This window comes from Paenibacillus sp. 01T431 (genome assembly GCF_056398625.1).
In genome coordinates this window covers 27,631-42,367 of sequence record NZ_JBFTPT010000018.1, presented here as the reverse complement: position 1 = coordinate 42,367, position 14,737 = coordinate 27,631, and the positions used below count along the sequence as shown (strand labels likewise).

General features: G+C 47.2%; 5 protein-coding genes. All 5 read right to left on the bottom strand.

Annotation, left to right across the window (positions count from 1 at the left end):
* Positions 1-48 precede the first annotated feature (48 nt).
* Entirely contained in the window at positions 49-2,856 is a 2,808-nt protein-coding gene (locus AC1DM9_RS27505) for a beta-galactosidase (RefSeq protein ID WP_477583255.1), read from the bottom strand.
* A 284-nt stretch (positions 2,857-3,140) separates the two neighbouring features.
* Positions 3,141-4,202, bottom strand: coding sequence for a LacI family DNA-binding transcriptional regulator (locus tag AC1DM9_RS27500; protein ID WP_339209769.1), 1,062 nt, complete (start codon positions 4,200-4,202; stop codon positions 3,141-3,143).
* A gap of 169 nt (positions 4,203-4,371) precedes the next feature.
* Complete coding sequence (locus tag AC1DM9_RS27495) at positions 4,372-5,592, bottom strand: MFS transporter (RefSeq protein ID WP_477583253.1); 1,221 nt, start codon at positions 5,590-5,592, stop codon at positions 4,372-4,374.
* A 1,780-nt stretch (positions 5,593-7,372) separates the two neighbouring features.
* The gene (locus AC1DM9_RS27490; RefSeq protein WP_477583252.1) at positions 7,373-12,964 is read right to left on the bottom strand and encodes a X2-like carbohydrate binding domain-containing protein; all 5,592 of its coding nucleotides are present in this window, start codon (positions 12,962-12,964) and stop codon (positions 7,373-7,375) included.
* Between the two features lie 76 nt (positions 12,965-13,040).
* Complete coding sequence (locus AC1DM9_RS27485) at positions 13,041-14,714, bottom strand: extracellular solute-binding protein (protein ID WP_076270350.1); 1,674 nt, start codon at positions 14,712-14,714, stop codon at positions 13,041-13,043.
* Between the last annotated feature and the right edge of the window lie 23 nt (positions 14,715-14,737).

The window sequence follows — 14,737 nt, the reverse complement described above, 5'->3', positions numbered from 1 at the left end:
CCGCTCGACTATGGTCGTTTCCATCCTTCTTCCCCCTTGTCGTCATTGCTAGACGGATATGAATTGAATTGCTTCCAAACGCCCTTGCTTCTCTTGATCAACCGCTTCCAGCAGTATCGTTAAGCTTCCTTCTCCGCCCTCATACCAAGCTCCCGGCAAGTAAAAGGAATCCGGGCTTCCGCCTGACATGACAGGCCTGCTCGTTTGGCTTGGCAGCCATAGTCGTCCAACGATTCTTCCTTCCAGAAACACTGTCATTTTAAGGCTAGTGCCGGAAACCTTCGCCCTCCACCCTTTGCCTGCTTCTGAATTCACGGTAGTCGCATACAGCCATGCGGTTTCTCCTGGCTCCAATGAGATGGGGAATTCGGTTGTTCCGCTTTGCGACCGCAAGTTTTCCGCATGCTCCCGAAGCGCTTCCTCCTCTGCCGCATAAACTGCAAAGTTGTCGGCCTCTTGGCCTTCATACAAGTAAACCTGCCCGGATGGTAAACCAAGCACTCTCTCAACGAATACAGTAAGCTCTACGGATTGCCCTGCCGTCACATGCTCAGAGATATTAAAGTATGGATCAAACGGATGCACCTCGCCTATTTCCTTTCCGTTTACAAAGAGCCGAGCAAGCGATTGAATGCCTTGGAAATGCAGCGTCCACGAGTCTGCCGCTTCCGATGCACGGAATGTTTTTCGGTAATATTCGAAAGCCGGATGATCAGGAGACATCCAGCCGCCAAAGTTAACGATCGGCCACATGCTGCTATCAGGCGACTCGATCAGCTCCTTGTGCAAAATCCGATCCTTAGCCCGGTAAACACTCCAGTTACGGCTAAGGTCTCTAACCTCTGTAATGGCTGACAGTCCTTTAATCCCCTTCATCGCATGCAATCGAAGCCCGGGAAGCCTTGCATCGTCAAAGTTCGAATGTCCCCATATCTCCACTCTGGCAAGCAGCTTTCCATCTTGTAGGCCATTGCTTAAATGAAGATAAGAACTGCCTCCGCCAGCCACTGCCGTTCCCGCGTATTCTCCTCCCGCATACAGCGACACAACATCACTGCCTGAGCGAATGAGAATACCTTTTACCGCTTTGTCTTCAGGCAGTCGGACCGTCGCTTCATACCAAGCATACCCGCGGTAAATTTCATGCTGTTCTAAGTAATCTGCTTTTCTTGAAGCGGATGGGCCTCTCTTATCCTTTTTATTCATAGGTGATGCCGCATCAAAATGATTTAGGCGCCACTCAGCAGCTGCCATTTCAGTGCGATCCGAGTAATGGAGCGGCTTGCCATGATTAATGATGTCATCAGCATCGTTCAACCCTTCTGAATAAAGCGCTTTCATTCTGTCGGTAATAAATAGCTTCAACGTATGCCCATCCGAATTAATAATCGAACAGATGCTATCTTCTTTACCTTCAAAGGCGATCCTAACCTTGCCTCCCTCTATCGTTTCCACAGTTGCATTCAGAGCTTTCATATCCACCGGCGCTGCATCTAGCAGCAATACAATTTCACCATAACCTTCTGTATGAAAAGCGAGACTTGCACCTGTATCATTTGTTTCTGCCATATATAGCTCCGCTGTCGAGCTCTCTAGTATTCCTTCTACTCCCCAATGCTGTAGAGGTACTTGAGAAGGCAGCGCCAGCGACCTGCCCGATTTGAGCTTAAAGCTGCTCGCAGCTTTTGTATTCGTATCATTCTCCATCACGATGGCTAGTTCTTTATCCTGATCATCTAAATTCGTAACAAATAGGAGTTTTCCGCCGCCCTTTAACTGCAGGGCATAGGGGCCAACAACTCTATCGCTTTGTCCAATCAGCTTCCAATCCGTGCTTAAGCCTTGGCTTGCAGCCTCAGCGAGCGGAGTACCGTAAGCTGCAATCATCCGTCCAAGCAGCCTGCCCTCATACGCTTCCTCGCGGATATGCCCTTCAGGAGAAATCATGCCGCCAAAATCATAATCAGACGTCATAAACGCTAGCGGCTTGCCCCAGTTGTTCGTCGCATTCGTGAAGCCAAAATCCGTTCCCGATACCTGCAAATACGGACCAAGCAGCTTGGCGCCGCAGGAGAGCAATCTACGCAGGAGGTAATGCGCCCGGTTCGTCTCCGTTACGAGCAGCGGATAACCTAGTTTAGCTAAGGTTCCACTGTAGTGAAGCACCTTGTCTTCAAATTCAGCCTCTCGATTATCCGGATAGAAATTACAGGTCGGCACCACATCCTCTGCGAGTCCCGATGCTTGCAGCAAGCCGCCCTGACCGGCACAAGCGAACAGCGGCACGGTTATTCCGTGTTTAAGCACCATATCGCGCAGTGCACTAATATATCCTTTGGGGTCATGACAATCATAGAAATCGAGCTCATTATCCAGTTGAACACCGATTACCGTTCCGCCCTCACCTGCTTGGTTCTGCTTTAGCAAAGGCAGGATGTGATCAAACCATTTGGAAACATAGCCGAGGAATTCAGCATCGTTATCGCGAAGCTTCAGTCCCTTCGTAAGCAGATAAGCCGGAAGTGCTCCACCATCCCACTCCGAGCAAATGTAGGGGCCAGGTCTTGCGACGACGTATAGTCCTACTTCGGCAGCCGTTGTCAGGAATGAGGCAATGTCACGCTCTCCGCTAAAATCCCATTCTCCTTCAGCTGTTTCATGATAGTTCCATGGAAAATACACATCGATGCTGTTATACCCAAATGCCTTCAGCTGCTCCATCCTCTCCTTCCAAAGCGCGCTTGGAATACGGAAGTAAAACAGCGAGGCACACAGCAAAATATGAGGGGTTTCCTGAATCTTCACGGCATCCGCATCAAATCGCACGGCTGCTTTCGCTCCAATGTCCATGACCATGTCAAAACCTCCAACGAATTAGACTAAAAACCCGAAATGTGTAACCCGTTTCATGTAACCCGTTACATTTTTAGATAAAAATAAATACACGTCATGACCGGGATAAACAGAACGCAATTCTGTACGGTTCGCTGATGTGTATTTATGTGTTAGCTTCTGGAAAGAAGCGATCTCGCTGTAAATGTAACGGGTTACATTATTGTAGGTGACACCTTATTATCTTTTCACATTTTGATTGTATTCAACATTGTAAGCGTTGTCAATAATTATTTGAAAACGCAATTTTAAGCATTATTTTGCTTTGAAGGTGGAGCTGTAGACTCTCTTACAACGAGCTCCGGCCTTAATTTGGTGCTCTTATTCACTTTGTTTTTCGTAATCATTAGGTGGAGCAGCTCCGCTGCGTTCCGGCCTACCTCATAACATTTTAGAGAAATCGTCGTTAATTCCGGAATGCTGTTCGAGGCATAAGGAATATCGTCAAACCCAATCAGCGATAGGTCCTGCGGCACGCGAAGCCCTGCTTTGTGAGCAACTTTCATAACGCCGATAGCTACTAAATCGTTCGCGCAAAATATAGCGGTTGGACGCTCGGGCAGCTCCAGCAGTTGATGCATTAGCTTCTTACCCGCTTCGACGGAAAAACCGCCATCGCGTATCCATTCCTTGCGAGTTTGGACTCCGTTTTTCTCCATCGTTTTCACAAAACCGCGAGTACGCTGAATCGTATTGGACATATTTTTGTACCCGCCAACAAATGCAATATCCGTGTGCCCTAAGTCAATCAAATGCTGTGTCGCAAGCTCTGCGCCCTCCAGCTCATCGGCATATACACGAGTCATCCCTTCACCGGGGAGATTGCCGTTAATGAGCAGCAGCGGCACGCGTTTACTAGCTTCAACCACTTCGCTTACAAGATCTTTGCTTGGCTTAGCAAGGTTAATTCGTCCGCCTATCATCACAATGCCGTCTACTTGCTTCTCCATCAGAATACTCAAATATTGCGACTCCCGCACATATTGCTCTGCTGAATCTCCGTTCGTTGATACCGTATCGCATAGAAAAAAAGTGTAGCCTTTGCTGCGCGCTTCTTGATCCAAGCCTGACAAAACCTCTGGAAAAAAAGGATTCGTAATATCTGGCAAAATAACGCCTATCATTCCCGTTTCCTTCTTAAACAGGCTTCTTGCAATGGCATTCGGCTGAAACTGATGTTTCGCAATTAACTCCATAACTCTCTCTCTGGTTGACTTTTTTACCGGAGCCGTATTATTAATGACGCGCGACACAGTGGCTACTGAGACGTTCGCTTCCCTAGCAATATCATATACAGTAACCGGCTTGATAGCAGCTCACTCCTCAGTCCAAAGTTCTATTCTTCAGTAGAATAACAGACTTTTGTTTAAATAGAAACGAACATTTCCTATTATTTACAACGAAAGCCAAGAGGAACTAGAGCGCTTTCCCCTAGACTCCGCCTGGCTTGTGCTGCCTATTTATTCACTTTTCTCCGAGTTAAGCTCGAAAGGCTGTCTTCGTTTTCACCATCTCATGTCTCCGCTTTATCCATACGCTCACGCCAGCTGCTGCCATAATCATCCCCGTGGCGACAAATATCCAGTGGATGCCTAAGGCTAGGCCTAACAAACCTCCGATGAGTGGACCTAGCATCGCACCGAACTGATTCGCGCTTGTCGTTAACCCAAATGATCTGCCTCTGAACTGCTCATCTGTGCTTTGGACAACCAGCGTATTGACGATAGGCGCTATGCCAGCCATAAATAAACCGAATATGAATTGCACGATAGCGAAAAGCCATAATTGTTGTACAAAAAACTGCATGCTAATGATCGATCCCGCGCAGAACAGGCATATGACGAGAATCCGGTAGAAGCCCTTCTTCTCACCAAGCCTTCCCCAAACTGGCGATGCCAAAATGCCTGCTATTCCGATAAGCGAGAGCACAAAACCAGCTGACAGCTCCGCTCCTTGCAGCCCCCCTTGCAGCTTGGCAATATGAAGGGTAATTAGCGGCTGTATCATATTAATCGATAGCTGAACGATAACGAGCAGCAGCAGCATACTCATGAGTGCACGATTGCGAAAAGCCATCCGATAAGTGATTGGCTTTTCTTTTTTCGTTCCGGCCCCTGCCCCTTCAGATGTGTCCGCTTTCCCTTCCCTCACCCATACAATAACCGCCACTGTCGCAGCTAAAATAATAAACGCAGCGACAACAAAGGATCTGCGAAGTCCAAATGCTTCAGCCAACAGCCCGCCGAATAATGGTCCGAGAATACCGCCAGTCATCGTACCCGCTTGCATCATGCCAAGGCTCCAGCCAAGCTTCTCCTTCGGTGCAACTGATGCTACGATCGACATCGATGCTGGAACAAATCCACCCACAAAGCCATGCAGCATTCTCACGCCGACGAGCTGCCATGGCGTTTGCACAAAAGCGATCAGCGCATAAATAATAGCTAAGCTGAGTCCTGCTCGGATAACCATTTTCCGCTTCCCATACTTGTCTGCAAGCATCCCCCATAAGGGAGCCATCACTGCTCCGACGAGGAAAGCTGAGGAATGCACAATTCCAGCCCATAGGTTGACGGAGCTTTCCGGCACCCCCAAATCGAACAGAAATAGCGGCAGGAACGGTACGGACATCGTATAGCTTGAGCTGCAAAAAAGAACGCCGAACCATAAAATCCACATGGTACGCTTCCATGGTTCCATACTCGGCAACCTCCAGTCTGCCTTGCTTTGCAATTTCCGTGTCATTTACACTATTAACCACTATACGCCTCCTTTACCATTTGTTCAAAAACCACTATAAGGTGCAAAAACAAGAAAACCCGAGACAAACCACGTCAAATGATGGTTAACGAGGTTATTTGCGCTTAGAGGGGCAGTCTGGAAAATGGCATCTAAATACCTAGAGGGCAGCCTCTCTATAATCAGCTGCCGCCATTTCATCCCCAAATAACAGAAGGGGCTGTCCCAAAAGTTAGAACCTATGCGTGCTTACAGCTCCATTTCCACCTCGAACAAACGCTGCCGCAACTCTGTAAGCACATATTTGTTCTTACAGATAACAAACCTAGCCTTTTCTCTCGCTGTAAGAACCTATACGTGCTTACTGCTCAATTTCCCACCTAAAGCAGACGCTGCCGTAACTCTGTAAGCGCATATTTGTTCTTACAGACAACAAACCTATCCTTTTCTCTCGCTTTAAGAACCTATACGTGCTTACAGCTCTATTTCCACCTCGAACAGACGCTGCCGCAACTCTGTAAGCGCATATTTGTTCTTACAGACAACAAACCTAGCCTTTTCTCTCGCTGTAAGAACCTATGCGTGCTTACTGCTCCATTTCCACCTCGAACAAACGCTGCCGCAACTCTGTAAGCACATATTTGTTCTTACAGACAACAAACCTAGACTTTTCTCTCGCTGTAAGAACCAATGTGTGCTTACTGCTCCATTTCCACCTCGAACAAACGCTGCCGCAACTCTGTAAGCGCATATTTGTTCTTACAGACAACAAACCTAGCCTTTTCTCTCGCTGTAATAACCTATGCGTGCTTACAGCGAGATTTCCACCTCGAACAAACGCTGCCGTAACTCTGTAAGCACATATTTGTTCTTACAGACTACAAACCTAGCCTTTTCTCTCGCTGTAAGAACCTATGYGTGCTTACTGCTCCATTTCCACCTCGAACAAACGCTGCCGCAACTCTGTAAGCGCATATTTGTTCTTACAGACAACAAACCAAGCCTTTTCTTTCTCCTTAAGAACCTATGCGTGCTTACAGCTCCATTTCCACCTCGAACAAACGCTGCCGCAACTCTGTAAGCACATATTTGTTCTTACAGACAACAAACCTAGCGCCTTTTCTCTCGCTGTAAGAACCTATGCGTGCTTACAGCTCCATTTCCCGCTCGAACAAACGCTGCCGCTGCTCTGTAAGCACATATTTGTTCCTACAGACAACAAACCTAGCCTTTTCTCTCGCTGTAAGAACCTATGCGTGCTTACAGCTCCATTTCCACCCCGAACAAACGCTGCCGTAACTCTATAAGCACATATTTGTTTTTACAGACAACAAACCTAGCCTTTTCTCTCGCTGTAAGAACCTATGCGTGCTTACTGCTCCATTTCCACCTCGAACAAACGCTGCCGTAACTCTGTAAGCCCATATTTGTTCTTACAGACAACAAACCTAGCCTTTTCTTTCTCCTTAAGAACCTATACGTGCTTACAGCTCCATTTCCATCTCGAACAACCGCCGCCTCAACTCTGTAAGCGCATATTTGTTCTTACAGACAACAAACCTAGCCTTTTCTCTCGCTGTAAGAACCTATGTGTGCTTACAGCTCCTTCATAGACCAAAATAGAAAAATGACGGCACTGGAATAAGTTCCTGTGACGCCATTTTTTAATATTTTTATGGTTTTTAATTAAATCGAAATATCTCTTCAGCGAGTTTAACTCTTTTTGGACACCCTCTCTCTGCTACTTAACCGACGCCGCTAAAATATCGCTATAAGCCCAGTGCTTGCTGGAAACATCTTTCCATGGGGATGAGGTTACGCCGACTAGATTGCCTCTGCCGAGTACTTTGTTGATCATGCTGACTGCTTCAGCACGCGTCAGCGCGTTATTTGGCTTAAAGCTTCCATCCGCATAGCCATTAGTGATTCCAGCAGCTTGCACATTTAGAATAGCTGCCTTCGCCCAATGAGTCGAAATATCGGTAAAACCTGCTCCAGCCTTTGGTGCAGCACCGATAAGCGTGGATATAAGCTTCGCCATTTCAGCGCGTGTCATTGCTTTTTCAGCACCAAACGTTCCATCTTCATATCCTTGCATTAAGCCCATTTTTGTTACTTTCGAAATCGCATCCTTCGCCCAGTTGCCTGCGAGAACATCATGATAAGAAATGTCCGCCGCAGTTGCTTCCTGCTTCACGATTCTTAACAGAATAACCGCCATCTCAGCACGAGTAATCTTGTTTTCCGGTCTAAATGTACTATCCTCATAACCATTCATATAAGCGGCACCCAAGCTAGAATCGGCTAAACCCTCCACATGGACGAGTGAAAAAAGACTGAATTTGTCGACTGTGAATTGAAGGCCCATCTCGCCCTTGTCGTTAAACGGTACGATAATGCCCTTCAGCAGCTGCTTCGTTCCGTCGCTGTGCTCGATATATACAGCCAGGTCCTTCCGGTCTGCTTCGCTCAGCTTCACATCCTTCAAAGGCAAAATGAGGGTTACATTGCCTTTTGGCATATTCGTTTCAATGCTCATCGGACGGCCTATTATAGATGCCTCTTTATTTCCTGCAACGATCCTTAACATCGCTTCTTTATTCGCTCGACCCGCAATTTCCTGCTTCTTCGCTTCCTCCTTAACCGGTGTAAAACGAATGAATAGATCCTCCAGTGATGACTGAAGCAAGCCGCTAGCCACCATTATCTTAACGTTTTCTGTCGATATGCCTAAATCAATTTTTTCATCTGCGAACACTTTATTTGCTTCCTTCGGCAGAGTGACAGAAGTTAGCGTTACTTCATCCTTCGTATCAGGAATCGTGATATTAACCAATTTGTGTCCTGCTACTGTGACGCTGTTTACAGCTTTTTGCGCTTGATCAACAGTAATCGGCACATCATCCGTTTTCTTGCCATCCGCTTGTGTCGTACGCGTGATTACAACCTTAGCGGCATTTTCAACTTCAATCGTGATGAGCTCCTTAGCTGGAGCACTCGTGGTTATAGGTGCCGATGTTGGTGTTATCGATGGCGTTGCCGACGGCGTCGGCGCTATTGTTTCTTCCGGTGTTGCTGTTGGCGTTGCTGACGGTGATGCTGTTGCCGTTGGTGTTGCCGATGGCGCTGTTGTTGCCGTTACCGTTGCTGTTGCTGTTGGCGCTGTTGTTGGCGTTGCCGTTGGCAACGTCGCCGTATTCACCTCAAACTTCACACCATCCACCAACATATATTCGCCGGATTTTTTAACCGCCTTAATCGTATGAGCGCCATTTGCTAGCCCAGATATGCTGTATACCGCTTGCTGGGTCAGTCTGCTCGCATGATGCGCGCTTACTGTTTCCTTAAATACATCGTCAACGTAGACGTCTATGTCACCTTGAGAAGCTGACTTCGGCGCAATTAATGTTATGCCGGTTCCAGTGAATGAATATTCAACATAATCGCCATCCGTCTCCGTAGCGTGCAGGTCATTTTGATAATCGCCTTTATAGGAAATGGCTAAGCTCACCGTTCCATCCGGCTGTGCGGCAAGATATTCTTTTTTAACTGTAATCACACTACCCGATATCGTGTAATCACTGCCCGCCGCAAGCGTTATAGCGCCATTCGTAACACCAAGCAGATTGCTGCCATCAATACTAAGCGTTGTCGTTACATCGGCTTGTGCCGTCTTGTCAAAGCTTGCAGCATCCGGACTAATCATATCTGCAACTCTAAACTGTAATTGGTCTAACAGCATATAATACCCGGATTTCTTAACGACCTTAATTTTATGTGTTCCTTCAGACAATCCCTCAATACTATAAACCGTCTGCCTAATTTGCCGGCTAGTATTGTACGTGCTGATCGTTTGCTTAAACACGTCATCCACATAAACATCGATATCCCCTTGCGAGGAATCTTTCTCCGTTACGATCTCAATGCCTGTTCCCTCAAACCCATATTCAAAATAATCATTGTTCGCCTCCGTGTAATGGACATCATCCTTGTAATCGCCTAATCCACGGTTTCTTCCATGCTGCCATGCACCCTTATAAGAGATTCCGCTATCATCATTATTAATAGATACATAGCGGCCTCTAGACGTATCGCTTACTGCGATAGCCAGTATTTGCGCAGCTCCACCGCTAAAAGACAACGTCAGATTGGTCATTCCATTTGGCTTGGCCGCAAGGAATTCCTTCTTAATCGTAAGCTGGTCGCCCGACAACTGATAATCGACGCCTGCCTGCAAAGCCGCCGCACCATCAGCAATACCGCTCAAGCTGTTCCCGTTAAAAGTGAGCTTCGTCCAAATATCTGCTTGTGCATTCGCTCTCTTGTCGAAGCTTAATGCGCTTGGGACCATTGTGCTGTTCTGACCTGTCGTATCACTTACGACAATCGATAGGTTCTGTACCATTCCGTGATCAAAGCTAAAACTCAAATTCGCCATGCCGAGCGGCAATGATGCCAGATACGCTTTATTAATTGTGACTGTACCGTCCAAAACGATATAATCGCTGCCTGCCGTCAACGTCGTTGTGCCATTCGAAATACCGACAAGCGTATTTCCATTCAGCGTTAACGTTGTTGCGATATCTGCCTGCATATCTGCCTTCTTATTGAAGCTAGCTGTGACGGGGTTAATTGTGCTGTTAGCAGCAGATGAATCACTTACAGCAATCGCCAGCGTCTGCGTCGCTCCGCCATTAAAGGCAAAGATCAAGCTCGCAGTCCCAAGAGGCTGTGCCGCCAAATATTCCTTTTTAAGCGTCACCACATTGCCATCAACCGTATAATCCGCGCCCGCTATCAAGGCTCCTGAACCACCTGCAATACTGCTTAGGCTGTTTCCATCGACTGTTGTCGAAAGAGTAAAATCAGCCTGCTGCCCATCAGCCTTATCAAACAATCCACTACTCGCGCTAATTAAATCCGGCACACTAATTCTCAGCTTATCGAGCAGCAGGAAGTAACCAGACTTCTTCACCGCTTTAAGCGTGTGGGTTTCGTTAGTGAGTCCTGTTATGTTGAATACTGGCTGCTGTGCCAGCCTTCCGATGTTGTAGGTGCTGATCGTTCGCTGGAATTCGTTGTCCACATAGATGTCTATTTCACCTTGTGAAGGGTCCAGCTCGGTAATGAATTCAACGCCCGTTCCCGTAAACGTATACTCAAAATAATCGTTGTTGTTCGCCTCCGCATAATGCACATCATCCATATAATCGCCAAGCCCGCGGTTATAGCTGCGGTTCCAGCCGCCTGTATAGACAATAGACGGATGATCATCATTGATGGAAACCGACCCGCCTACAGATGTATCCCTTACGACTAAGGAAACATGCTGCTCCGCACCTGCACTGAATGAGAAGGTTAAAGCCGTCGTTCCCATAGGAAGCCCCGCTAGATACTCCTTCTTAATCGTCAGCTGGCTTCCCGATACGGTGTAGTCTGTGCCGATTGCCAAAGCGTTTCCTTCATGCGCAGCGCCCGTTAATTCATTGCCGTTTAACGAGGTCGTCAGCGTAATATCAGCTTGAGTGGACAGCTTCTTATCAAAGCTCACTGTTGCAGGAGTAACCCTGCTATCCCTTATTGTCGTGTCGGTTACGGTTATGGCAAAGGTCTGTGATGCCCCGCCGCTAAACGCAAACGTTAAATTCGTGATGCCTGCCTGTCTTGCTGCTAGGTACTCTTTTTTAATCGTTACGGTATCACCTGATACGGTGTAATCCGTACCAGACACCATTACCGTTCCATTGTTAGTGATACTATTCAGTGTATTTCCGTTCAGCGTCATTACCGTCGCAACATCAGCCTGCTCCGAAGCCTTCTTATTGAAGCTTGCCGATGATGGGCTAATACTGCTGTTTTGCGCTGTGTTATCCCTTATATCAATAATGAGATTTTGCTTGTCTCCGACTAGCTCCTGCCCGCCGTTGCGAACCCAATGGCCAGAATATTTCATTCCGGTATCGTCGTCATTAGCAGCTGCTGTTCCATCCTGTGCCACTACCTTGAACAACCTCGAAGCATGCGAGGCCAAATTTTCATCACTGTATCCAGTCGCAAATGAGCCCAAATCCTCATGGCTCCACAGATCACGGACAGTGGCTGGACCGGTGATGCCAATATCACTCCAATTCACGTTAACCGTCGCAGCAGAGCTTCCGAGATTAAAGAATCCAACCGTATAGCTTCCATCACCATTATTCGCATACCACACCTGCTGCTCCGTCGCTGTCGATACAGGATGCCCCGGCCTGCCAGCCTGATTGACCGCGATTACTTCTTCATTCGTCAACAGCTCGATGCCGTAATCGTCCAAATTTGTCATGTCATTGCCGATGTATAATTGTGCCGATGAAATCGCCCAGAGCGACATCGCCGACATCCGCTCGTCCTTCGTGATGCCATCCATTGTTCCATTTCCGATATTCAATGAATCAAAATCATTCCAGCCGCCTGGACCTGCATGACGCCAGAACTGCTCTGCTTTCGGGAATAATCTAGCGATATTAGGCCACGCCGTTAAACCTCCGTTGCCGCAGTAGCATTCGATGTCCCAGTCCACACGCCATCCGTTTGCATACTGCTTCCAGTAATCGATGTATTTGATATCAAGCGCCCAGGAAAGCTCCAGCCAAATTTGGTGGGGAGCCAGCGCCTGCGACCAAGCCTTTACATCGTCACGCGCATCCAGCGATAGGTCAGAAATGCCTGAGCCTGGCGTCACGCTGTCAAATTTCAAAAAGTCGATACCCCATTCTCCGTAAAGATCGGCAATTGAATTTATGTAGCTCTGTGCGCATGGCTGGCTGAAATCTATTTTGTAGCCAAGCCCCCAATAATCCGACTCCTGAATCGGCTGAGCCGCGATGTCCTTCATCGAGCAGCCGGGAGCGCCATAGATCGGCAGATCCTGATCATAAGCTTGCGGCGATAAACCGGGGATGCCATACAAGCCGATCTTTTGCCCATTCGCATGGACGTAATCGATCACCTCTTGAAAGCCATTTGGATATAAAGTTGTACTTGGGATTGGCCGCCCATACTCGTCCATTCCGCCATTCCATGCCGCATCGATATTAATATACTCGTAGCCATAAGGCTGAAGCTTCTCATGCATGGCATCCGATTGTGCCTTAATATTGTCTGCGTTAATCCACTGCCCATTGCCCGTATAAACCTGCAAGCTGTAGCTGCTCCAGCCCATATATGGCTTCGCAGCTAATCCATTATTCGCCGCCTCCGCAACATCTGTTTTTGGTATCACGATTCCCAGCTGCGCTGTAATCATCACAACGATTAGCAGCCACAAACGTGATTTCTTCATTATTTGCGTCATTATTTAGCTCCTTTGTTTATGAAATAGGATCAGGCTTTTATCTCGCAATAAAGAACCTGATCCTTTGAAATCACTATTATTTAAATGATTGGTCGTATGCTTTTTGCAAAATTTCGAGATAACGATCGATTTTCAGATCCTTGAGTCCCTTCACATAACCGTCCCAATCCTTCTCAAGCGATTTATTTCCGGTAATGAATTGAAGCGCATTTTGCTCAATAAACGACTTAATGTTTGTTTGCAAAATGCTTGCCTCATCGATTTCCGCTGAATCAATCCAAATCGCCCACAATGGGAAAAGCTCCTTCGGCTCATGGCCTTGGTACAGTAGCGTCGCTTGGTACAATCTGCGCTCATAGTTGGCGGAATCATAAATATCCGTACCTTGAACCCAGCTGTCTCGGTATTCCCTTGGCATGTAGAAGTGAGCCGTTCCGCTCCAACCTGCATTACGAGGCGCTTCGCCTTCAACCGCAGGAATCGTTGCTACCTTCGGTGTAACGCCTTCTCCAAGCGCTACTTCGCCTTCCTTCGGCTTTCTCCAGTCGATGCCTTCCATGCCGGAAGCGCCGTTCGTTTGTCCTTCTTCTGTAAACATGTAATCCACCAATTTAATAAGCGCAATTTTTTGTTCTTCAGATGCTTTATTTGTGATTACAAATTTTGCTCCCGGCGCAACGCCGCCACCATCATGAGTCGCGAACGAGCCATGTGGTCCTGTAAGCGGAGGTACGGGGTTGTAATCAGCTGAGTTTTTGTTGCCTACATCGATATTTACGAAGATAGCAGGATGCATGCCGGCGCCAGCGCCCAAAATTTGAGCATCGCCATTTTCGCCAATCTTTTTGAAAGCTTCCGCGTTTTGTGCAAAGGCACCCGGATCGATTAAGCCTTCATCGTATAACGATTTAATATACGTTAAGCCTTCTCTCCATTCCGGCTTAAGCGCAGCCGACTCTACTTTGCCATTGGTTAGATTCAAGTAATTGCGGTCATCGTCATAAACAAAACCATTCATGAGGAATGGAATGACGCGTACGCCAAAATCCTCGATTGAACCGCTGAGCGGCACTTCATCAGCAATGCCATTGCCGTTTGGATCTTGTGTTTTGAATGCTTTCAATACTGCCTTAAACTCTTCAGGCGTTTTGGGCATTTCCAGCTGCAATTTATCCAGCCATTTCGTATTCAACCACATTTTGTTCGGATACGAGCAGTGGAAGCACTGGCTATAAGCGACAAGTCCGTAAATATTGCCGTCCGGCGCCGTGTTGAACGCTCTTAAGTCAGAGTTATTTTCCATAGCTGCTTTAATGTTTGGCGCATATTGCTCGATCAGATCGTTCAGAGGCACCAGCACCCCTTGTTTTCCATACTTCACAACATCAGCCTGCGTGAATTGATCAATATAGCCAGGAAGCATATACGCATCCGGGTAATCTCCGCTTGCTAATGAGATTTGACGTTTTTCCTTCGCGCCATCCGGTGGAGTCGTTTCAAATTTAAGTTTTATGTTGAATTTCTCTTCTACAAATTTGGTGAATTTATTCGTTGCCATATCGATATTCGGTTCTTGTACCGCAAAAATCGTAATTTCAACCGGTGCGGTTGCTCCCGTCTCTTCCGATTGCGCTTTAGGCGTATTTGTTGCCTTATTAGTGTTGGAAGTTCCTTTATTATTCGAGCACGCGGCAAGCACCAAGCTGATCATCAGCATGATTGCGAGCAAACTTACGAGTCTCTTTTTCAAATGTATCGCTCCCTTTTTCGATT